Annotated in this window: 19 protein-coding genes; 11 read left to right on the top strand and 8 right to left on the bottom strand. The window is 72.3% G+C overall.

What is annotated here, in order from left to right; all coding sequences use genetic code 11:
- From QMG39_RS08210 to QMG39_RS08185, 6 genes are all read right to left on the bottom strand, one after another.
- Entirely contained in the window at nucleotides 1-420 is a 420-nt protein-coding gene (locus QMG39_RS08210; protein WP_281883901.1) for a heat shock protein transcriptional repressor HspR, read from the bottom strand.
- A gap of 27 nt (nucleotides 421-447) precedes the next feature.
- Nucleotides 448-1449, bottom strand: a complete 1002-nt coding sequence (locus tag QMG39_RS08205) for a DnaJ C-terminal domain-containing protein (protein WP_281883899.1) — start codon at nucleotides 1447-1449, stop codon at nucleotides 448-450.
- 54 nt (nucleotides 1450-1503) lie between these two features.
- Nucleotides 1504-2229, bottom strand: a complete 726-nt coding sequence (locus QMG39_RS08200; RefSeq protein WP_281883897.1) for a copper resistance CopC family protein — start codon at nucleotides 2227-2229, stop codon at nucleotides 1504-1506.
- A 12-nt stretch (nucleotides 2230-2241) separates the two neighbouring features.
- Nucleotides 2242-2976, bottom strand: a complete 735-nt coding sequence (locus QMG39_RS08195) for a nucleotide exchange factor GrpE (RefSeq protein WP_281883895.1) — start codon at nucleotides 2974-2976, stop codon at nucleotides 2242-2244.
- 3 nt (nucleotides 2977-2979) lie between these two features.
- A complete protein-coding gene (gene dnaK, locus QMG39_RS08190; protein ID WP_281883893.1) occupies nucleotides 2980-4866 on the bottom strand; it encodes a molecular chaperone DnaK in 1887 nt (628 codons plus the stop codon).
- 237 nt (nucleotides 4867-5103) lie between these two features.
- The gene (locus QMG39_RS08185; RefSeq protein WP_281887213.1) at nucleotides 5104-6459 is read right to left on the bottom strand and encodes an MFS transporter; all 1356 of its coding nucleotides are present in this window, start codon (nucleotides 6457-6459) and stop codon (nucleotides 5104-5106) included.
- 226 nt (nucleotides 6460-6685) lie between these two features.
- Here QMG39_RS08185 and QMG39_RS08180 point away from each other — a divergent pair, with 226 nt between their 5' ends.
- From QMG39_RS08180 to QMG39_RS08135, 10 genes are all read left to right on the top strand, one after another.
- Entirely contained in the window at nucleotides 6686-8194 is a 1509-nt protein-coding gene (locus QMG39_RS08180; protein WP_281883891.1) for a M1 family metallopeptidase, read from the top strand.
- A gap of 5 nt (nucleotides 8195-8199) precedes the next feature.
- Complete coding sequence (locus tag QMG39_RS08175; protein WP_281883889.1) at nucleotides 8200-9627, top strand: DUF2252 domain-containing protein; 1428 nt, start codon at nucleotides 8200-8202, stop codon at nucleotides 9625-9627.
- A 297-nt stretch (nucleotides 9628-9924) separates the two neighbouring features.
- On the top strand, nucleotides 9925-10731 hold the full coding sequence (locus QMG39_RS08170) for a serine protein kinase RIO (protein ID WP_281883887.1): 807 nt from the start codon (nucleotides 9925-9927) through the stop codon (nucleotides 10729-10731).
- Nucleotides 10732-10806: 75 nt separating this feature from the next.
- Entirely contained in the window at nucleotides 10807-11841 is a 1035-nt protein-coding gene (locus QMG39_RS08165; RefSeq protein ID WP_281883885.1) for a permease, read from the top strand.
- Nucleotides 11831-12628, top strand: coding sequence for a TIGR03943 family putative permease subunit (locus QMG39_RS08160; RefSeq protein ID WP_281883883.1), 798 nt, complete (start codon nucleotides 11831-11833; stop codon nucleotides 12626-12628). The genes QMG39_RS08165 and QMG39_RS08160 overlap by 11 nt, the downstream gene beginning before the upstream one ends.
- Entirely contained in the window at nucleotides 12618-14021 is a 1404-nt protein-coding gene (locus QMG39_RS08155) for a hypothetical protein (protein ID WP_281883881.1), read from the top strand. The genes QMG39_RS08160 and QMG39_RS08155 overlap by 11 nt, the downstream gene beginning before the upstream one ends.
- Nucleotides 14022-14155: 134 nt before the next feature.
- A complete protein-coding gene (locus QMG39_RS08150; protein ID WP_281883878.1) occupies nucleotides 14156-15496 on the top strand; it encodes an MFS transporter in 1341 nt (446 codons plus the stop codon).
- Nucleotides 15497-15629: 133 nt separating this feature from the next.
- On the top strand, nucleotides 15630-16181 hold the full coding sequence (locus tag QMG39_RS08145; RefSeq protein ID WP_281883876.1) for a hypothetical protein: 552 nt from the start codon (nucleotides 15630-15632) through the stop codon (nucleotides 16179-16181).
- A 169-nt stretch (nucleotides 16182-16350) separates the two neighbouring features.
- Nucleotides 16351-18249, top strand: coding sequence for a vWA domain-containing protein (locus QMG39_RS08140; protein WP_281883875.1), 1899 nt, complete (start codon nucleotides 16351-16353; stop codon nucleotides 18247-18249).
- 92 nt (nucleotides 18250-18341) lie between these two features.
- Entirely contained in the window at nucleotides 18342-18875 is a 534-nt protein-coding gene (locus tag QMG39_RS08135) for a MarR family winged helix-turn-helix transcriptional regulator (protein WP_281883874.1), read from the top strand.
- Between the two features lie 20 nt (nucleotides 18876-18895).
- Here QMG39_RS08135 and QMG39_RS08130 read toward each other — a convergent pair whose 3' ends face one another.
- On the bottom strand, nucleotides 18896-19672 hold the full coding sequence (locus tag QMG39_RS08130) for a PDC sensor domain-containing protein (protein WP_281883873.1): 777 nt from the start codon (nucleotides 19670-19672) through the stop codon (nucleotides 18896-18898).
- Nucleotides 19669-20430 carry a FadR/GntR family transcriptional regulator gene (locus QMG39_RS08125; RefSeq protein WP_281883871.1) on the bottom strand — a complete coding sequence of 254 codons (762 nt, stop codon included), beginning with the start codon at nucleotides 20428-20430 and terminating at the stop codon, nucleotides 19669-19671. The genes QMG39_RS08130 and QMG39_RS08125 overlap by 4 nt, the downstream gene beginning before the upstream one ends.
- 69 nt (nucleotides 20431-20499) lie before the next feature.
- Here QMG39_RS08125 and QMG39_RS08120 point away from each other — a divergent pair, with 69 nt between their 5' ends.
- The gene (locus tag QMG39_RS08120) at nucleotides 20500-21594 is read left to right on the top strand and encodes an ABC transporter ATP-binding protein (protein WP_309298777.1); all 1095 of its coding nucleotides are present in this window, start codon (nucleotides 20500-20502) and stop codon (nucleotides 21592-21594) included.
- Nucleotides 21595-21607: the final 13 nt, after the last annotated feature.

Here is a 21607-nt window from a genome sequence, read left to right as displayed (position 1 = left end):
TCAGCTGCGCTGGTCGAGCGGGCGCCAGACGACCACCTGGTTCTGCCGGCGCACGCGCGTGCCGGTCTTGAGCGAGATGACCTCGCCCTCCGAGCTCGACGCGAACACGCGGGAGCCCGGACGGTTCAGCATCTCGTCGGCGAGCGCCCCCTCGAGCTCGCGCACGCGCTCCTCGAGGTGCGCGACGCGGTTCTCGAGCTGCAGCACGCGGCGGATGCCCTCGAGGCTCACGCCCTCGCCCGACAACGCCGCGATCTCGCGCAGCTGCACAACATCGCGCATCGAGTAGCGGCGGGACTTGCCGGGCGTGCGCGACGGCGAGACGAGCCCGAGCCGGTCGTACTGGCGCAGCGTCTGCGGGTGCATGCCCGCGAGCTCGGCCGCGACGGAGATCACGAACATGGGGCTCTTCTCGTCCATCACGCGCTCCTCCCGTGGCTCGGCAGCCTACTGCCTGGCGCGCGCCAGCAGGTCGGCGCGCGGGTTCTCGTCGGGCACCAGGTCGCGGAACTCCTTGAGCGCGGCCTCGGCCTCGCCCGACAGGTGCGACGGCACCGCGACCTGCACGACCGCGAGCAGGTCGCCCGTGCCCTTCTTGGTCTCGACGCCGCGGCCCTTGACGCGCAGCACGCGTCCGCTCGGCGTGCCCGGCGCCACGCGCAGCTTCACGGGGTCGCCACCGAGCGTGGGCACCTCGATGGTCGCGCCGAGCGCGGCCTCCGCGAACGTGACCGGCACGTTCACGCGCAGGTTCAGCCCGTCGCGCTCGAACACCGGGTGCTTGCGCACCTCGACGGTCAGTACGATGTCGCCGGGCTCGCCGCCGTCGGGCGAGGGCCGGCCCTTGCCGCGCACCTTGATCTTCTGCCCGTCGGCGACGCCCGCCGGGATGCGCACGGTGATCGGCTTGCCGCCGTCGGCGTGCAGCGTGACCTGGTCGCCGCGCGTCGCGGTCACGAAGTCGAGCGTCGTCGTCGCGGTGATGTCGGCGCCGCGGCTCGGCCCACCGTACCCGCGGTAGCCGCCCGAGGGCTGGCCGAACCGACCGCTGCCGAACATGCCGCCCAGGATGTCCTCGAAGCCGCCGCCGCCCGGTGCGCCCTGCGTGTACGTGTACTGCTGGCCGCGGCCGCCACCGCCGAACATGCCGCCGAAGACGTCCTCGAAGCCGCCGGCGTTGCCGCTCGCGCCCGGCGCGGTGAAGCGCGCGCCGCCGCCCATCGCGCGGATCGCGTCGTACTCCTTGCGCTGCTCCGGGTCGGAGAGCACCGAGTTCGCCTCGCTGATCTCCTTGAACTTCGCCTCGGCCTTCGCGTCACCCGGGTTCGAATCGGGGTGGTACTTGCGGGCCAGCTTGCGATACGCCTTCTTCAGGTCGGCGTCGCTGACGTTCTTCGAGACGCCCAGCACCTTGTAGAAGTCCTTGTCGAACCAGTCCTGGCTTGCCAACGGCGCCTCCCTTCCCTGTGTGCGGAGGCCGTCGGCACTCCAGTCAAACCTGAGTTAAGTCCGCTCAAGTTTACCACGAGCCCGCTCGCGCTCGAGGCGTGCGGCCCGGCGGGATCCGGGCGGCGGCAGCGCGCCGCGCCGACGGCGTCGCCATGACGGTCGCGGGGGCCTGGTGCGGACCACGAACATCGTCGACGCGACGCCGACGGCGATGAGGGCGGATGCCCCGAGCGCGACGATCCCGAGCGTGCCCGCCGCACCGCCGGCGCCCCCGACCGCCCCGGCCGCATCGCACCGCGGCTCGGCGGCGCCGGCGGTCGCGATCTCGAACTCCGGCGGCGCGTAGCTGAACTCGACGTCGCCGCGGATCACGTGGCCCTCGATCGTCACCGAGCGCCACGACGCCGTGTACTCGCCCGGCTCCCCGAGCGCGACCGGCACCGAGATCCGCGGGCCGACGGTCACGGCGCAGCCGGTCTCGTAGTGCAGTCCCGACTCGTCGGTCACGAGCACCGACGACGGGTCGACGTCGGGGCCGAAGTCGATCAGCTCCTCGTCGAAGTCGAGCACGACCTCGGCGACCCGGTCGACGGTCGCACCGTCGGCGGGCGTGGTGCCGATCAGGTACGCGTGCGCCCACGCGGGCGTCGCGGGGGCGAGCAGCGGCACCCCGGCGAGCGCCGCGCCCACGACGACCGCGAACATGGCGACCGCGAACATGCGGAAGCGGGGGCCGCGCGACTCGCGCGGCCCCCGCCGTCCGTCAGATTCCCGGGCCATCGGCCGTTCGGGCTACTGCGGGGTCTTCACGACCACCTTGGCCGCACGCAGCAGCGTGGAGCCCAGGTAGTAGCCGGTCTCGACGACGTCGGCCACCGTGTCGACCTCGACCTCGTCGCTCGGCTGCTGGAAGATCGCCTCGTGGCGCTGCGGGTCGAACGCCTCGCCCGCCTCGCCGAAGGGCGAGAGGCCGAGCTTCTCCACCGCGCCGCGGAGCTTCGCGGCGATCGTCGCGAAGGGCGCGTCGCCCTCGAGGTCTCCGTGCTTCTCGGCCCGGTCGAGGTCGTCGAGCACCGGCAGCAGCACGGCAACGGCCTTGCCGACCGCGCGCTCGCGCTCGACCTCGCGGTTCGCCTCGGTGCGCTTGCGGTAGTTCGCGTACTCGGCCGTGACGCGCTTCAGGTCGGCGAGGTGCTCGCTGCTCGGCTCGTCGACCTCCGCCTGCGCGGCGTTCAGGATGTCGTCGACCGTCAGCGGCTCGTCGTCGCCGGCGGCATCCGCCTCGCCCTCAGCGGGCTCCTCGGATGCGTCGTCGGGACCCTCTGCGGCATCCGACTCGTCGTCGGCCGGCGGCATCGACGTCTCGACGTCGGGACCCTCGAGCGGCTCGAAGTGGGAGCCGGACTCGTCGGCGCCGGCGTCCGACGCCGACGAGCCCGCGGGCTGCCGAACCTCGCCCGTCTCGGGGTCGATCCGCCGCTTGTCGCGGATGATCGGCTCTTCGCGTTCGTGGTTCTCGTCAGCCATGTCCTACTTCTTCTCGTTCTCGTCCTCGTCGTCGACGACCTCGGCGTCGACGACGTCCTCGTCGGACTCGTCGGCCTGTGCGCCGGTCGCGTTGGCGTCCTCGCCGGGCTCGCCGGCGGCGCCCGCCGCCGCATCCGCCTGTGCACCAGCGTAGATCGCCTCGCCGAGCTTCTGCTGCGACTGCGAGAGCTTCTCGAACGCCGTCTTCACGGCCTCGTCGTCCTCGCCCGCGAGCGCGGTCTTCAGCGCGTCGACGTCGCCCTGCACCTCGTCCTTGACGTCGGAGGGCAGCTTGTCCTCGTTGTCCTTGATGAGCTTGTCGGTCGAGTAGGCGAGCTGCTCGGCCGAGTTGCGGGTCTCGGCCGACTCGCGGCGCTGCTTGTCCTCGGCAGCGTGCTCCTCGGCCTCGCGCACCATGCGGTCGATGTCGTCCTTCGGCAGGCTCGAGCCGCCGGTGATGGTCATCGACTGCTCCTTGCCGGTGCCCTTGTCCTTGGCGGACACGTGCACGATGCCGTTGGCGTCGATGTCGAAGGTGACCTCGACCTGCGGGATGCCGCGCGGCGCCGGGGCGATGCCGGTGAGCTCGAAGGTGCCCAGGGGCTTGTTGTCGCGGGTGAACTCGCGCTCGCCCTGGAAGACCTGGATCGCGACCGACGGCTGGTTGTCGTCGGCGGTCGTGAAGGTCTCGCTGCGCTTGGTCGGGATGGCCGTGTTGCGCTCGATGAGCTTGGTCATGATGCCGCCCTTGGTCTCGATGCCGAGGCTCAGGGGGGTGACGTCGATGAGCAGCACGTCCTTGCGCTCGCCCTTGAGGACGCCCGCCTGGAGGGCGGCGCCCACGGCGACGACCTCGTCGGGGTTCACGCCCTTGTTGGGCTCCTTGCCGCCGGTCTCCTGCTTCACGAGCTCCGAGACGGCGGGCATGCGGGTCGAGCCGCCGACGAGCACCACGTGCGCGATGTCGCCGACCTTGATGCCGGCTTCGCGGATCACGTCGTCGAACGGCTTCTTCGTGCGGTCGAGCAGGTCGGAGGTCATGTTCTCGAACTGGGCGCGGGTGAGCGTCTCGTCGAGGTTGGCCGGGCCGTTCTCGGTGAGCGACAGGTACGGGAGCTGGATGCTCGTCGACATGCTCGACGAGAGCTCCTTCTTCGCCTGCTCCGCGGCCTCCTTGAGGCGCTGGAGCGCGATCTTGTCCTTCGAGACATCGACGCCGGTCGACGACTTGAACTGCTTGATGAGGTGCTCGACGACCCGCTGGTCCCAGTCGTCGCCGCCGAGGCGATTGTCACCTGCGGTCGCGCGGACCTGGATGGTCGAGAAGTCGTCGTCCTTGCCCACCTCGAGGAGGGAGACGTCGAACGTGCCGCCGCCGAGGTCGAAGACGAGGATGAGCTCGTCCTCCTTGCCCTTGTCGAGTCCGTACGCGAGCGCGGCCGCGGTCGGCTCGTTGATGATGCGCAGCACGTTCAGGCCCGAGATCTCTCCGGCCTCCTTGGTGGCCTGGCGCTCGGCGTCGTTGAAGTACGCCGGCACCGTGATGACGGCGTCGGTGACGGTGTCGCCCAGGTACTGCTCGGCGTCGCGCTTGAGCTTCTGGAGGATGCGGGCCGAGATCTCCTGCGGCGTGTACTTCTTGCCGTCGATCTCGGTGTTCCAGTCGGTGCCCATGTGGCGCTTGACCGACGAGATGGTGCGATCGACGTTGGTGACGGCCTGGCGCTTCGCGGTCTCGCCGACGAGCACCTCCCCGTCCTTGGTGAACGCGACCACCGAGGGGGTGGTGCGCAGGCCCTCGGCGTTCGCGATGACGGTGGGCTCGCCACCCTCGAGGACGCTGACCACGGAGTTCGTGGTGCCGAGGTCGATACCGACTGCACGTGACATGTGTTGCATCTCCTATCGTGTCCGAACCCGCACGGCACGGATGCCCCGTGACCGCCGCGCTCGGACGTGATCCGGGCGTCCGCCCGGGTCGAAGTCGTGGCGTCGGGGAAGACTTGAGCCCCGACGAATCAAGTTTCACACCGGCCGAATCGGGTGTCAAATCTTCCGGGCCAAAGTTGAGTCGATCCGGCTCAACTCACGGCGCACGCACAGGAACGGATGCGACGGGCCGGGCGTTCAGGCACCGGGCCGCGCCCCCGGCGCGGGTTCCTCCGCGGGCTCGGCCGCCGGCACCGACCCGGTCGTGCCCGCGAACTGCGCCGACAGCAGCCGGTACGACCGGGTCGTGAACGCGACCAGCGCGACGGAGACGAGGATGAGCCCCGCGAACAGGAACACCAGTGCGATGCCGCGCGCGTCACCCTCGCCGAGGAGCCAGCCCCAGGTCGCACGCCCCGCCGAGCCCTCCATGTACGGGATCACCCAGAACTCGGCGATCGGCGCGACCAGGAACGCGGTCACGGGCGCAGCCGCCGACTCGAGCGCCTGCGCGAACCCGAAGACGCGGCCCTGGCGCCGGAACGTCACGACCTTCTGGATGACGGTCTGCTCCGCCGCCTCGACCACCGGGACGATCGCCATGTACACCCAGATGCCGGCCGCGTACAGCCACCACCACTCGCGCAGCGTGAAGGCCGCGCCGAGCACGCCCATGCCGACGACGACCAGCAACATGGTGCGGATCGGGTTGCGCCCCAGCCCGAACTTCGCCACCAGCGCCCCGCCGATGATGAAGCCGGTGGAGGTCACGCCGAGCACGATGCCCCAGACCTCGACCGGGAACAGGGTCAGGCCGTACGGGTCCATGAGGGCGATGTACGCACCGCCGATGAGGTTGTTGAAGGTGGTGAAGATGATGAGCGCGAACAGGCCGGGCACGCCGCGGATGGCGGCGATGCTGCCGCGGATGTCGATCGCCGGCGCCCGGCCGTCTTCCGCGACCGGCTGCTCCTCCGGAATCTTCAGGAACAGCAGGTGCACCAGGGCGGCCGCCGTCGCGACGATCGCGAGCAGCAGCGTCCAGCCCATGCCGAGCAGGCCCACGGAGAGCCCCGAGAACACGCTCGTCACCATGAACGCGATGCCCTGCACCGTGCCGACCAGGCCGTTGGCGTTCGCGTGACGTTCGACCGGCACCAGCAGCGTCACGGTGGTCGAGAGCGCGATGTTGCGCATGTTCTCGATGACGGAGCCGAACAGGATGATGCCCGAGAACAGCCAGAACCACGGCCCGCCGAGGTCGACCAGCGACGCCTCCGGCTGGAGCAGGTACAGCACACCCGACACGGCGAACGCCGTGAGCGTCACGATGCTCGAGAAGACCATGACCGCGTGCTTGCGGTGCCGGTCGACGATGGTGCCGAACACCATCGAGAACACGGCGACGAGGAGCATGTAGACGCCGCCGATGATGCCCGTCGCGAGCACCGAGCGCGTCTCGAGGTACACCCAGAACGTCAGTGCGAACCAGAGGAAGCTCGTCGTGACGTTCGCCACGAGCGTGTTCGCGAGCACCTGCATGAACACGCGCATGCCGCCGGGCGGCGGTTCCGGATGCTCCGCCCTGGCGCCCGCTGCCGCGGCGCGCGCTTCCGCGCCGTCGTCCGTCGGCTCCGTGGCATCCGAGCCCGATCGTTCCCCCTGCACCCGGGCAGCCTAACCCCGCCGTCCGACGTCGGCCGTCGACCCCTTCCGCAACACCTGTCGAAGGCCTAGAGTGCGGACTACGCGCTGGCGCGCGAGCGAGGGGGATCGCACCATGAGGTCGAGCACGAGACTGGTGGGCGGCATCGCCGTCGCATCGCTGGCACTGGCGGGGTTCGGGGCCGCGGGAGCGGTGGCCGCTCCGGGGAACCCGGGACAGCCGAAGTACACGGCCGGGGACGAGGGCGGCGGGGATCCGTACTTCCCGTACTCGGGCAACGGCGGCTACGACGTGCTGCACTACGACCTCGACCTCACGTACACGCCGCCGGCGGCCTCGCCCGCTCCGATCGAGGGCGACCTCGACGCGGTCGCGACGATCGACCTGGTGCCGACGCAGGACCTCGACCGCTTCAACCTCGACCTGCGCGGGCTCGACGTGACTGCCGTGACGGTGAACGGCAAGCCGGCGACCTCGAGCGCGCCGCCGGCCGCCGGTGACGAGGTCGACGGTGCGGCCTTCTGGCAGGTGCAGGACGACACCGCCCGGGTCTGGGAGCTGACGATCCAGCCCCGGCCGAAGCTCAAGGCGGGCTCGGAGGTCGAGGTCGTCGTCGAGTACGGAGGCACCACGACGCGACCGCGCGACATCGAGGGATTCCTCTACGGTTGGGTGACCACGCGCGACGGCGCGATGGTCGTGAGCGAGCCCGAGGGCTCGATGACCTGGTACCCGCAGAACGACCAGCCCACCGACAAGGCGACCTACTCGTTCGAGATCACCGTGCCCGAGGGCAAGGTCGCCGTGGCGAACGGCACCCAGCCGAAGCCGGAGGAGACGGCGAACGGCTGGACGACCTGGTTCTGGGACGCGCCCGACGCGCAGGCGAGCTACCTCACCACCGCGTCGGTCGGCGACTACGACCTCCGCGACGCCTACACGTCGTCGAGCGGCGTGCCGATCATCGACGCGGTCGACGCCGACCTCATGAGCGGCAACCTCGCGACGACGAATGCGAGCCTCGCGCTCCAGCCCGCCATGATCGACTTCTTCGAGTCGGTCTTCGGCGACTACCCGTTCGTCGCGTACGGCTCGATCGTCGAGGACGACTCGGTCGGCTACGCGCTCGAGACGCAGACGCGGCCCGTCTACTCGCGCGTCGCCCGCGAGAGCACCGTCGCGCACGAACTCGCCCACCAGTGGTTCGGCAATGCGGTGAGTCCCGAGCTGTGGCAGTACATCTGGCTCAACGAGGGGTGGGCGAGCTACGCGGAGTGGCTCTGGGCCGAGGAGCAGGGCGGCGAGACCGCCCAGGACGCGTTCGAGGGCGTGATGTCGATCCCCGACACGAGCTCGTTCTGGGACGTCGTGATCGGAGACCCCGGGCCGACCGGGCTCTTCGCGGGCCCCGTCTACGACCGCGGCGCCGCGACGTTGCACGCGCTCCGCCTCGAGGTCGGCGACGACGACTTCTTCGCCGCCGCCCAGCTCTGGCTGGAGCGCTACGACGACGGCACCGCGACGAGCGACGACTTCCAGGCGGTCTACGAAGAGGTGTCCGGGCTCGACCTCGACGCCTTCTTCGAGACCTGGCTGTACACCCCGGAGAAGCCGGTGATCTGACCGGGATGACGATCCCCGCCAGCCCCGAGCAGGCCGCGGAGTCCGCGGCCCGGTACGGACGCGGCGCGCGGCGGAAGGCGGGCCGGGCGGCCCGCGACGACGTGCCGATCTCGGAACAGGCCCGCCTCGCGGCATCCGACCGCGACCCGGTCGCGACGCTCGAACGGCAGGCCGAGTCGCGCGTGACGTCCCTCATCGCGATCCGGCACGGGCGCATGGCCGCGTCGCCGTTCGCGTTCTACCGCGGCGCGGCGGCGCTCATGGCCCACGACCTCCGGCGCGAGCCCGACTCGGGCATCGTCACCTGGCTCTGCGGCGACGCGCACCTGTCGAACGTCGGGCTCTACGCGTCGCCCGAGCGCGAACTCGTCATGGACGTCAACGACTTCGACGAAACCGCGCCCGGTCCCTTCGAATGGGACCTGAAGCGGATGGCGGCGAGCTTCGAACTCGCTGCCCGCGCGCGGGGCTTCGACGACGACGAGCGCGGCGACATCGTCGCTGAGGTGGTGCACGCCTACGCGGGGGCGATGGACGGCCTGGCCGGCGCCGCACGGCTGCGCCTCGCGACCGCCACGGTCAGCGCGTCGACGCTGATCGAGGCCACCGGGCAGGCGCTCGACGCCACGGCCGCCGACCGCGTGGCGAAGGTGCTCGCGAAGGCGCAGCGGCGCGACAGCCGACAGGCCGCCCGCAAGCTGATGGAGGTCGTCGACGGCGAGCCCCGCTTCCGCTCGCAGCCGCCGCTGCTCACCCCGCTGCGCGAGATCGCCGAGCACGGCGACCTCGACGAGGTCGAGGCGCGGGAGTACCTCTCCGCGGTCCTCGAGCGGTACCGGCAGTCGCTCGCCCCCGACCGGCGCCAGGTGCTCGACGGCTACGCGTTCGTCGACGCGGCGATGAAGGTCGTCGGCGTCGGCAGCGTCGGCACCCGGGCATGGGTCGTGCTGCTGCGCGGCAACGGCCGCCGCGACCTCCTGATGCTGCAGGCCAAGGAGGCGCAGCGCTCGGTGCTCGAGTCGACGACAGGCCCGAGCGGGTTCGCGCACCAGGGCGAACGCGTCGTGCGCGGCCAGCGCATCATGCAGGCGCTCAGCGACGTGCTGCTCGGCTGGCTCACGGCCGAGGGGCTCGACGGGGTGCCCCGTGACTTCTACATGCGCCAGTTCCGCGACTGGAAGGGCTCGGCCGACCCGTCGATCATGGAGCCGGAGACGATGCGGCTCTACGCGCAGTACTGCGGCGTGCTGCTCGCACGCGCACACGCCCGCGGCGGTGACGCGGCCACGATCGCCGGGTACGTGGGCCGCGGCAGGAGCCTCGCCCGGGCGCTCGCGGAGTTCGCGACCGCGTACGCGGACCGCACCGAGGAGGACCACCGCGCGCTGCTCGCCGCGATCGCGAGCGGCCGCGTCGAGGCCGTCGACGCCTGAGCGCCCGGTCGCCGTTCGCGCCGGCCGGCCCGCGCCGCGTCGGCCAGCGGTGCACGGCCGGCCGGCACGGCGCACACTGGCCGCACGCAGGGAACCGGCGTAGTATCACGCTCGGATGCCCGCTCAGCGGCATCCGCCACCGGAACGGAAGGAGAGGACTCATGCAGACCGTCGAAGTCGTGCGCCTCGCCGACCACCTTCCCTCGGAGGCCTCCCGCTAGACACCGGCGGCCTCCACGTTCCTGGAGACCCCAATTGTCTGGAGACGACCTCGCGCCATCCGGCGCACCCTGGCCCGTGCTCGAGTTCGATGAGTTCGAACCCGGCGACGGGCAACGCTGGTCCACGTGGCCGGCGACCACCCCCACCGAGCGCGGCCCCGAGCCGCGCCCCGACTGGATCGTGACCTCGGCCTCGGCCGTCGACACCGAGCTCGGCATCGTGAAGTCGGGCAAGGAGGCCGACGTGTTCCTCGTCGAGCGCGCCGTGCCTGACGACCCCAGGCAGCGCGTCGTGCTCGCGGCGAAGCGCTACAAGGCCGCCGACCGTTCCGACTTCCGCCGCTCGGGCGTCTACACGGCCGGCCGCCGCGAGAAGAAGACGCGCGACACGCGCGCGCTCGCCCGCGGCTCCGCCTACGGCCGCGCCCTCGCCGCCGGTCGCTGGGCGGGCGCGGAGTTCGCCGCGCTCTCGGAGCTCTGGGCGGCCGGCCTGCCCGTGCCCTACCCCGTGCAGGTCGCGGGTACCGAGCTGCTCATGGAGTTCGTCGGCACCGACGGCCGCGCAGCGCCCCGGCTCGCCCAAGCTCACGCCGAGCCGCACGAGCTCGACGACTGGTTCGAGCAGGTGCGCACGCTCGTGCTCGCGTTCGCGCAGGCGGGCTACGCGCACGGCGACCTCTCGCCGTACAACCTGCTCGTGCACGAGGGCCGCGTGGTCGCGATCGACCTGCCGCAGATCGTCGACGTGGTCGGCAACCCGAACGGGCTCGACCTGCTGCACCGCGACTGCGTGAACGCGTGCTCCTGGTTCCAGCGCCGCGGGCTCGACGACGCCGACCCCGAGCTGCTGTTCGGCGACGCGGTCGCGGTCGTGTTCGGGTAGGGAGGGCGGGCGGATGCCTCGGGGCCACGCGGCTCCGAGGCATCCGCCACCCGAACGACCTACGCTGGTCTCTCGATGTCCCACACCCACCACGCGCCCGCCACGGGCGACCCCGGCCCGGCGCGCGGCCTCACCGGTCGCCGCGCGATCGCCGCGGGCATCGCAGCCGCGATCGTCGCCGGGCTCATCGCCGTGCGCGTGACCACCTCGCAGGGCGAGTTCGACCTGCCCGATGCCACGCAGGACTTCGTCACGCTCTCGGCGAGCGTGCTGATCGAGAGCCTGCCGTTCGTCTTCCTCGGCATCGGGCTGTCGATCGCGGTGCGGCTGTGGCTGCCCGACGACTTCCTGGTGCGCCGCCTGCCGCGCAACCCCGGCCTGCGGCGCGCGGTCGTGTCGCTGCTCGGCGTGCTGCTGCCGGTCTGCGAGTGCGGCAACGTGCCGCTCGCGCGCGGACTCATCGTGCGCGGCCTCTCGGTCGGCGAGGCGATGACGTTCCTGCTCGCCGCACCGATCCTGAACCCCGTCACCATCATCACGACGTACCAGGCGTTCGGGTGGGACGACGGCATCCTCGCGGCGCGCATCGCGGGCGGCTTCGTGATCGCGAACCTCGTCGGCTGGGTATTCAGCCGCCACCCCGAGCCGATGTCGCTGCTCACGCCGAAGTTCCAGGCGGCCTGCGCGCACGAGCCCGGCCAGGGCGGCCGGAAGTCGCGCCGAGCGGCGACCATGTTCGCCGAGGAGACCGCTGCGATGCTGCCCGCGCTCGTCGTCGGCTCGGCGATCGCCGGCTTCATCCAGGTCGCGATCTCGCGCGACCTGCTGGTCACCCTCGGCCAGAACCCGGTGCTCTCGGTGTTCGCGCTCATGGTGCTCGCGTTCGTCGTCTCGATCTGCTCCAACGTCGACGCGTTCTTCGCCCTCGCACTCGGCTCGACGTTCATGCCGGGCGCGATCGTCGCCTTCCTCGTCTTCGGGCCGATGATCGACATCAAGATGCTCGCGCTGCTGCGCACGACCTTCACGACCCGCACCCTGGTGCAGCTGACCGCGATCGTCGCCCTGGCGAGCGCGGCGCTGGGATTGGCGGTCAACGTTGTGGCCTAGGTTCCTCGAACGCTGGAAGGGCATCGCCCTCACGCTCGTCGGCGTCGTCGCGACGCTGTGGCTCGCGCTGAGCGGGCAGCTCGGCCTGTACATCCACCCGCGCTACTTCCTGTTCACGACGATCATGGCGGTGATCGGCGGGGTGCTCGCGATCGTGGCGATCCTGCTGCTGCCGGCCGTCGGCGAGCGCGAGGACGACCACGAGCACGAGCACGACCACGAGGGCGAGACGGATGCCCCGCAGCGGCGCGGCCGGCCCCGCGGCCGCCGGCGCGCGATCGCGGGCGCGTGGGCGACCGTGGCGATCCTCGTCGGGGCGGGCATCGCCCTGCTCGCGCTGCCCCCGGCGACCCTCAGCGCGGCGACCGCGGTGCAGCGCGACGTCGAGCGCACGACCTCCGACCTCGCGAACGAGTCGCCGCTGCTCGTCGGCACCGACCCGTCGGAGTTCACGTTCAAGGACTGGGCGCTGGTCGTGCGCCAGGGTGGCGCCGCGGCCGAGCTGACCACGACCGACGTCGAGCTCGTCGGCTTCGTCATGCCGGCGCCCGCCGACCCCGACGACACGTTCGTGCTCGCGCGGTTCACGATCACGTGCTGCGCCGTCGACGCCCAGCCGATCGGCGTGCCGGTGCACCTGCCCGGCTGGCGCGCGCGGTTCTCGCCCGACGACTGGGTGGATGCGACCGGGCGCTTCGGCGCCGACCCGTCGGGCGGCGAGGGCCTCGTGCTGCTGCCGACCTCGCTCGACGTCACCGACCAGCCGAGCGAGCCGTATGTCTACTGATCCGGGCGCCTTCCGCCGCGCGCTGACCGGCACGCTCGTCGTGCTCGGCGCGGCCGGCCTCGCCCTCGTGGTGACGAGCGCGCTGCAGGGGCCGAAGGTCGCCGCGACGTCGGTCGACCCGATCGCGGTCACCGAGCTCGCCGGGCAGCAGGTCGTCATCGAGCTCAACCAGCCGATCGTGCGGATCGACGGCGACCTCGCGGTCGATCCGCAGCTCGACGCGACCGTGTCGTTCGAGGACGACCTGCTGTTCGTCGAGTTCGCCGAGCCGCTCCCGTACGCCACCGAGGTCGAGCTGTCGATCAACGGTGTGGTGGGCGAGTCGCAGCCCAACGCCGGCACGATCGCGCACCGGTTCACGACCGCCGACGCCGACGTGGTCACGCTGGTGCGCAACAGCCCGGCCGGCGAGCCCGACCGGCTCGTGCGCTCGAGCGTCGCCGACCCCGCGAACCCCGAGGTGCTCCTCGAGGCGCCCGTGCTCGAGCAGTTCGCCCGCGCCGGCGAGGTCATCGCGGCGACCGCCGTGCAGGACGACGGCACGAACTCCCTCTGGATCGCGGGCGGCGGCGCGGGCGACACGCCCGCGCAGGTCGCGCTGCCGGCCGCGGGCGTGGTGCGCACCCTCGGCGCCTCCACGACGCATCCGATCGTCGCGTTCACCCTCGACTCGGGCACCCGCACCGCCGAGGACGCCGACGACGACTACCGCAGCGCGCTGTTCGCACTCGACGTGTCGGGCGGCGCGGTCGAGCCGGTGCCGGTCACCGGCCCGACGGGCGAGGTGCTGCAGGTGACCGAGTGGTGGTTCGTGCCGGGCACCGCGTCGCTCGTCGTGCAGGACTTCGAGGGCGCGCTCCTCCTGGTCGACCCGCTCACGGGCGCCGACCCGGTCGCGCTCGGCGCGCACGACGAGCTGCGCGGCGTGCTCCCGGGCTCGCGCACGCTCGTCGTCGCCGACCCCGACGGCGGCACGCTCATCGACCTCGAGACCGGCGACCGCGCGCCGAACGACCTGCCGGTCGCCGACCTGCCCGACGGCGCGTACCCCGGCCGGGTCGTGCAGCTCGACGCAGCGGGCGCCTACCTCATGCAGGTGCTGCTGCCCACGATCGCCGAGGACGGGTCGACCAGGGCGACCGCGCTGGTCATCCGGGTGGACGACGCGGGCACGTCGGTGCTGTACTCGACCGACGAGTCCAGCCGCATGCTCGAGTTCTGCGCCTCGCCGAACGGCCGGCTGCTCGCGGTCGAGACCGCGCAGGCCGACGCGGAGTCCGACCGCTACCCCAACCTGCCCTCCTCGATCGACCGCCTCACGACCGTGGTCGACGTCGTGACCGCGGAACTCGTGCTGACCCAGCAGGGCGGCTCGTCGAACTGGTGCCGCTGACGCGGGTTCCGCGCTAGCCTGCACCCACGACGGTCGGCGATGACCGCGAGCGGGTGCCCACGGCACGATCGGATGCCCGGTGCCATCGCTCGCGCGTCACCACCCGTTCACCCGATGCAGCGAGGCTTGCGCCCATGACCCAGCCCCCGGTCCTTCCCCCGAACGACGTCGCCACCGCCGAGCCCGGCGCCGAGCAGCGGGACCGCCCGCGCGGCGCGCTCTCCTGGGCGCTCTGGGACTGGGGGTCGGCCGCGTTCAACGCCGTCGTCACGACGTTCGTGTTCACGGTCTACATCACGAGCGCGGGCTTCGGCGAGCCGGGGACGATCGAGGCGCAGCTCGGCTGGGCGCTGGCCGCGGCCGGCCTGCTCATCGCGGTGCTCGCGCCGGTGATGGGCCAGCGCTCCGACAACCGGGGGCGCCGCAAGCTCTGGCTCGGCGTGAACACCTACATCGTGGTCGCGCTGACCGCGGCGATGTTCTTCGTGCAGCCCGCGCCCGAGTTCCTGCTGCTGGGCCTCGTGCTGCTCGCCGCCGGCAACGTCTTCTTCGAGTTCGCGGGCGTGAACTACAACGCCATGCTGAACCAGGTGTCGACCCCGGCGTCGATCGGCCGCGTGAGCGGGTTCGGCTGGGGCATGGGGTACGTCGGCGGCATCGTGCTGCTGCTCATCGTGTACTTCGGCTTCATCGCCCCCGAGGTCGGCCTCTTCGGCGTGACCGGCGAGAACGGGCTCGACATCCGCATCACGGTGCTCGTCTCGGCGGTGTGGTTCGCGGTGTTCGCGCTTCCGGTGCTGCTCCGGGTGCCCGAGTTCCGCCCGCCGGCCGGCGCCGCGCGCGAGCGCATCGGGTTCTTCGCCTCGTACAGCCGCCTGGGGCGCGACATCGCCCGCCTCTGGCGCGAGCGCCGCAACGTCGTGTGGTTCCTGCTCGCCAGCGCGGTCTTCCGCGACGGCCTCGCGGGCGTGTTCACGTTCGGCGGCGTGCTCGCGGCCTCGGTCTTCGGGTTCTCGGCGGGTGAGGTGATCATCTTCGCGATCGTCGCGAACGTCACCGCGGGCGCCTCGACGATCGCGGTCGGCGTGCTCGACGACCGCCTCGGCGCGAAGCCCGTGATCATCACGGCGCTCGCCGGGCTCGTGGCATCCGGCCTCATCGTGTTCTTCCTGCACGACGGCGGGCAGCTCGTGTTCTGGACGGCCGGGCTCGCGCTCACCCTCTTCGTCGGACCCGCGCAGTCGGCGAGCCGCACCTTCCTGGCGCGCCTCATCCCCGCCGGCCGCGAGGGCGAGGTGTTCGGCCTCTACGCCACGACCGGCCGCGCCGTCAGCTTCCTCGCGCCCACGATGTTCGCGCTCTTCGTCACGATCGGCGGCGCGCCGTACTTCGGCATCCTCGGCATCGTGCTCGTGCTCGCGGTCGGGCTCGCGCTGCTCATCCCCGTGCGGGCGGAGGCGCGCGCGCTCGACTGATCGGGCGCGTCGGGGGCCGACCTCCGGCGTCATCACAGGTGGCACGGAATCGACGCCCGCCTTCGGTACTGTGAACACTCACGATCCACCCGCGGCTCCCGCCGCACCGAGTGAGAGGGCCACGGTCAGCTCAGTGACGGAAATCGAGCACCGGCGAAAGCAGCGCCGCCGCTTCCGCACGGTCGGGTACCTCGGCGTGATCGCCGCGTGGTGCTTCTCCGTCGGGCTGGGCGTGGTGCTCGAGCCGCCCGAGTGGGTGCGCATCCCGGCGCTGTTCGTGCACCTGGGGTCGCTCATCATCGGGCTCGGCGCCGTCGTCATGGTCGAGTGGCACGGGCTGCTCTGGGCGACCGGGTGGAGCACCGTGCGCGAGGTGGTCCAGGCCGACAAGACCCTGATCCTCCCGATCTGGGTCGGCCTCGCGGGGCTCCTCGCGAGCGGGGCGCTCCTGCAGCCCCAGCTCGACTCGCCCCTGACGATCGTGAAGCTCGGCTGCGTGCTCGTGCTGTCGCTGAACGGCGTGGCGCTCACGAGGTGGACCTGGGAGCTCGGGCGCCTGCCCGCGAGGACCTCGTTCGGCTCGATGCCGCTCCGGCTGCGCACCTGGTTCATCGGCAGCGGCATCGCCTCGCAGCTGGCGTGGTGGACCGCGGTGTTCATCGGGATGTGGAACTCCACCACCTGACAATCCGCGGAGACCGGCCCATTCCCTTTGGGCCATGGCCGGGGCTGCATATATGCTCGCCTTCAGCCCCCACCCCCCCTTCGTGAGGACGATCGATGCCCGCAGGCGATACCCCCTACCCGATCGCCGTCCACGTCGCCCCTGCCCGACTGCGCACCGAGGCGATCGCGTGAGCGGCCCGGCACCGACCCGGCGCGACCGCCGGGCGCAGCGCGAGCTCAAGCGACGCCGTCGGCGGCGCACCACCATGGTCGTCGTCGGCAGCATCGCCGCGCTGCTGCTGATCGGCGGCGGCGCGTTCGCCGCCGTGACCCTCATGGGCGGGGGCGCCGGCGGGGCGACCGGCGAGGCGCAGCTCGCCGCGGAACCCGTCGTGTTCCCGCAGGACGAGCCGGCCGCAGCGGACGGCGCCGGCCCCTGCACGACGCTCAACGTGCTCTCGTCGTTCGAGAACGCCGAGATGGTGGAGGAGCTCGCGAACGGCTACAACGCCCAGCCGCGCGACGTGGGCGGCGCGTGCGTCGACGTCGTCGCGACGCGGGACAAGTCCGGCATCGCCGCGGAGGACGCCGCCGAGGGCTTCCCGGACCTCGCCGAGGCCGAGCGCCCCGCCGTGTGGATCCCCGACGCGGCGACGTGGCTCGGGGTCGCACGCGACGCGGGCGCGGGCGACGTCGTGCCCGAGTCCGGCACGAGCCTCGGGGCATCCGACATCGTGCTCGCCATGCCCGAGCCGCTCGCCGACGCGATCGGGTGGGACGACGACGCACCCACCTGGGACGAGGTGCTCACCGCATCGGAGGACACGCAACTCTGGGCCGACCTCGGACACCCGGAGTGGGGCGGGTTCCAGCTCGGGAAGACGAGCCCGGTGATCGCCAGCTCCGGCGAGGCGGCGATGTTCGTCTCTTACGGCAGCGCGTCGGGCTCGGTGGCCGATCTCGCGGCCGCGGATGTCGCCGACGAGGCGGTCACGCAGGCGGTCCGCGACCACGAACTCGCCGTCAGCCACTACATGGCGACGCCCGAGCACTTCCTCTGGCACGCGCGCCAGGCCGAGGAGCGCGGCGGGTCGGCGGCCGAGTTCCTGTCGGCCGTGATCGTCGACGAGAAGTCGGTGTGGGACTACAACCGCGGCATCACGAGCCGCGACGGCGCCACGCGCATCGAGAGCGACCCGCCTGCCGAGAAGCTCGTCGCGATCTACCCGACCGACGGCTTCTACGTGGCCGACAACCCGGCCGTCGTGCTCACCGCGGACTGGGTCTCGGAGGCGCAGCAGGCTGCGGCCGACGACTTCATCCGCTACGCCGGCACCGAGCAGGGTCAGCAGATCGTTCGGGACTACGGGTACCGCGACCTCAACGGCGTGCTGAGCGAGGCCGTGGCGGAGACGGGCAACCTCGATCCCGCACCCGTCGGCGTGCTCGACTTCCCCGAACAGGACGTCGTCGTCGCGGTGCACCAGGCGTTCCCGGACGTGCGCAAGCGCGCCCAGGTGCTCTTCCTCATCGACGCGTCGGGTTCGATGGACGACGTGCTCGAGAGCGGCCAGACCCGCCTCGAGGGCGCCAAGGACGCCATCACCCTGGCGCTCGATCACTTCGCCGCCGGCGACGACGTCGGGCTCGCGGCGTTCTCCTCGGGCGGCGACGGCGTGCTGCGCCCGGGCCTCGTGAGCCCGGTGCAGGACATCGGCGACTCCCGCGACGAGTTCCTCGCCGCGCTGGACGGACTCGAGGCGATCGCGTACACCCCGCTCTTCGAGGCGGTGGACGAGTTCGCGCTGCAGCAGTCGCAGTCCTACGACCCCGACCGGATCAACGCGATCGTGCTGCTCAGCGACGGCACGAACAACACGGCGGTCCCGACCACGACCGAGGAGGAGATGCTCTCCACCCTCGACGAGGTCTCGCACACCCTGCTCGTCTTCACGCTCGCCTACGGCGCCGATGCCGACGTCGAGGCGCTCCAGGCGATCTCGGGCGCGACCGGCGCGCACTACTACGACGCGACCGACCCGCTCGAGGTGGAGGACGTGCTGGGCGACCTGGTCACGAGCTTCTGACGTTCCGCGGGGTCGCGGTCGCGGCCCCGCGGGCACGTCTCGCTCGGACGTCGTGGCCGCCGCGCGGGTGTGCATGTACAGTGACATCCATCATGCGCAGCGGTGACGGCGGGCACGACGGCGACGGCGCGGAGCCGGTTGGCACGGTCGAGTCCGCGCTCGAGCGGATCGGGGCGTTCGGGCGGCGTCGCGGCGGCCCGGGTGGCCGCCCGGGCCACGGGGCCCCGAACGCGCACGACCGCGGTCACGAGGGCGCGCATCCCCACCACGGCCGACGCGCACGCCTCGCCGGCATCGCACGCGGGCGCGTGCTCGACGCGCTCGCCCGGGCCGACGGCGCGCTCTCCATCGGGGAGGTGGGCGAGCTCGTGGGCGTCGACCAGCCGCGCGCGAGCCGGCTCGTGCAGGCCCTCGTGGAGGCAGGGCACGCGCGCCGCACGGTCGACCCCGTGGACGCCCGCAGGAGCGCGATCATGATCACGGATGCCGGGCGCGAGGCGCTCGAACGCGCACGCGCCTCGCGCCGCGAGGCGATCGCCGCCGCGCTCGACGGGTTCAGCGACGAGGAGCGCGAACGGTTCGCGGAACTCCTCGGGCGCTTCGCCGCGGCCTGGCCCCGGGACTGACCCCGCGCGACGCGCCGCGTTCAGTCCTCGACGACCAGCGCGAGCGTGGTGTCGCCGCACGCGAGCACGCGGCCCACGCCGTCGAGCTCGACCGCCCGCCCGTCGGCCGGACCGTCGAGCGCGTCCCGCAGCCCGTCGATCCGCAGCACCGTGCCGACCGCGCGCTGGGCGTCGGTCGAGGCGACGACGCGACCGCGGGCGTTCACGACCGTGCAGGCGCCGCCGGTCGCCTCGATCACCGGGAGGAGCGCCGACTCGAGTTCGCTGACGTACACGTCGGCGCCGACCACGCCCGCCATCTCGCCGTCCACGAGCACCGGCACGGTGATCGTCACGGTGTACGCGTCGGTGCACAGGTAGTCGACGTACGGCCCGGTGAGGTGGCGCCGCCCGGTCGCGAGCGGCACCCGCCACCATTCGAGCGTCGTGTAGTCGCGGAAGCTCTCCGCGTCGGGGTCGACCACCGCCTCGAGGCGGCGGATCGTGGGCTCGCGGCCGTCGAGGCCCAGCGTGTTCGCGTCCCCGAGCCACCAGGAGAGGTGCCAGGGCGCGTCGGCGAGGAGCCCGGGCGCGGCCACGAACCCGGCGCCCGTCACGAGCGAGTCCGGGTCCTCGAGCGCCCGCACGGCGAAGCGCTCGACGACCTCGTCGACGCCCGCCGCCAGCGGCGCCACCCGGTCGGCCACGTGCTCGGCCACGTCGTCGCGCCAGGTGCCGATCAGCGCGAACAGCCCGTCGACCGTCTCGGCGATGCGGGCCGCCGCGGCATCCGTCGCCAGTGTCGTTCCCGTCGTCACCCGGTGCCTCCGCTCCGCTCGCGCCTCGTCTTCTCGTCGATCAGCCAACCGGTCGCCTCGCCGATCCAGGCCGTCGTGATGCGCCTGGCGCGCTCGGGGTCGAGCGCCTCGACGGCGTCGACGGTCTCGTCGCGCACGACGCGGCTGCGCTCACGATAGTCGGCGTCGCGCAGGCACATCCACAGCAGCGGGCCGAACTCGGCCTGCAGCCGCAGCTCCTCGTGCACGAGGCGGGCGGACTGGCTGAGCGCGGCCACGTCGAGCCGGAACCTGCCGTGACCGCGCCGCGCGGCACCCGCCGTCGACGAGTCGACCGACGCCGCGAGCGCGCGCAGGCTGGCCACGTCGTCGTCGGTGGCCCGGTCGGCCGCGAGCTCCGCCGCGGTGCCGGCGATGGCGGTGTAGTGGGCGGCGAGGTCGCGGATGTCGATGCGGCTGATCGCGGCCAGCCGCTCGTCGACCACGCGATCGGATGCGGCGGGGTCGAAGGTCACGAAGCTGCCGCCCTCGCGCCCGCGCCGGGTCTGCACGAGGCCGCGCGCCCGCAGGGCCTCGAGCGCCTCGCGCGCGGTCACGACGGCCACCCCCAGGCGGCGTGCGAGCTCGGCCTCGCTCGGCAGCCGCTCCCCGTCGCGCAGCACGCCGAGCACGATGGCGTCGCCGATGCGCTGCTCGACCCGATCGGCGCGTCCGATCGCGTCGAGCGGGGCGAAGACGACCGCGCGCGTCACGTCGGGAAGCCTCGTCAGCTGCGGCATCCGACCCCCATCCGGAAGTTGTGACACGACCGTAACACGCAAGCCTCACGCATTTACATCTGGATCCATATGATTCTTTTCATCCCATCCGAAGGAGGCACCGTGGACGCATCCACGCCCGCAATCCGGCTCCGCGCGCTGACCAAGGAGTTCGGTGCCGTGACCGCGGTCGACCACGTCGACCTCGAGATCCAGCCGGGGGAGTTCTTCTCGATGCTCGGTCCGTCGGGCTCGGGCAAGACCACGGTGCTGCGGCTCATCGCGGGCTTCGACCAGCCCACCGACGGCACCATCGAGCTCTTCGGCACCGACGTGACCGCCCGCGCCCCGTTCGACCGCGACGTGAACACGGTGTTCCAGGACTACGCGCTCTTCCCGCACATGTCGGTGCTCGACAACGTCGCCTACGGCCTCCGCGTGCGCGGGGTCGGCCGTCGCGAGCGCCTCGGGCGCGCCCGCGAGGCCCTCGCCTCGGTGCGGCTCGCGGACTTCGCCGACCGCCGACCGGCCCAGCTCTCCGGCGGCCAGCGGCAGCGCGTCGCGCTCGCCCGCGCCACCGTCGTGCAGCCGAAGGCGCTCCTGCTCGACGAGCCGCTCGGCGCGCTCGACCTGAAGCTGCGCGAGCAGATGCAGGTCGAGCTGAAGCAGATCCAGCGCGAGCTCGGCATCACGTTCATCTTCGTCACCCACGACCAGGACGAGGCGCTCACCCTGAGCGACCGCATCGCGGTGTTCAACGCCGGCCGCATCGAGCAGCTCGGCACCCCCGCCGAGCTCTACGAGCGCCCCGCCTCGCGATTCGTCGCCGACTTCGTCGGCACCTCGAACCTGTTCGACGCCGAGCTGTCGGCCGCCCTGCTCGGCCGCGACGGCGAGCACTCGGTGCGCCCCGAGAAGGTGCAGATCGCGCGCGGCGACCTCCCGCCGAGCGGCGAGCACCGCGCCGAGGGCACGATCACCGAGCTCATCTACACCGGCAGCGCGACCCGCATCGTGGTCGACCTCGACGCGGGCGCGCGCATCACCGTCCTCGAGCAGAACGACCAGCACCGCGGCGACGCCGACGCGCGCGGCGACCGCGTGGTCGCCGCCTGGCGCGAGGCCGACGTCGTGGCGCTCGCGGCCGCGGACGCGCCCGAACCCGAGGCATCCGCCCGCCCCTGACCCCACCGGCCCG

Source organism: Agromyces rhizosphaerae (genome assembly GCF_027925245.1).
Lineage (GTDB): Bacteria > Actinomycetota > Actinomycetes > Actinomycetales > Microbacteriaceae > Agromyces > Agromyces rhizosphaerae.
Note: the sequence above shows the minus strand (reverse complement) of the source record. Positions and strands in the feature narration are given on the sequence as shown.

Coding starts and splice junctions, on each gene's coding strand:
- QMG39_RS08150 (WP_281883878.1), top strand. CDS start 14,156: ATGACCCAGCCCCCGGTCCTTCCCCCGAACGACGTCGCCACCGCCGAG.
- QMG39_RS08135 (WP_281883874.1), top strand. CDS start 18,342: ATGCGCAGCGGTGACGGCGGGCACGACGGCGACGGCGCGGAGCCGGTT.
- QMG39_RS08195 (WP_281883895.1), bottom strand. CDS start 2,976: ATGGCTGACGAGAACCACGAACGCGAAGAGCCGATCATCCGCGACAAG.
- QMG39_RS08200 (WP_281883897.1), bottom strand. CDS start 2,229: ATGGCCCGGGAATCTGACGGACGGCGGGGGCCGCGCGAGTCGCGCGGC.
- QMG39_RS08185 (WP_281887213.1), bottom strand. CDS start 6,459: ATGCGCGTGTTCATGCAGGTGCTCGCGAACACGCTCGTGGCGAACGTC.
- QMG39_RS08180 (WP_281883891.1), top strand. CDS start 6,686: ATGAGGTCGAGCACGAGACTGGTGGGCGGCATCGCCGTCGCATCGCTG.
- QMG39_RS08210 (WP_281883901.1), bottom strand. CDS start 420: ATGGACGAGAAGAGCCCCATGTTCGTGATCTCCGTCGCGGCCGAGCTC.
- dnaK (WP_281883893.1), bottom strand. CDS start 4,866: ATGTCACGTGCAGTCGGTATCGACCTCGGCACCACGAACTCCGTGGTC.
- QMG39_RS08165 (WP_281883885.1), top strand. CDS start 10,807: ATGTCCCACACCCACCACGCGCCCGCCACGGGCGACCCCGGCCCGGCG.
- QMG39_RS08175 (WP_281883889.1), top strand. CDS start 8,200: ATGACGATCCCCGCCAGCCCCGAGCAGGCCGCGGAGTCCGCGGCCCGG.
- QMG39_RS08155 (WP_281883881.1), top strand. CDS start 12,618: ATGTCTACTGATCCGGGCGCCTTCCGCCGCGCGCTGACCGGCACGCTC.
- QMG39_RS08125 (WP_281883871.1), bottom strand. CDS start 20,430: ATGCCGCAGCTGACGAGGCTTCCCGACGTGACGCGCGCGGTCGTCTTC.
- QMG39_RS08120 (WP_309298777.1), top strand. CDS start 20,500: ATGATTCTTTTCATCCCATCCGAAGGAGGCACCGTGGACGCATCCACG.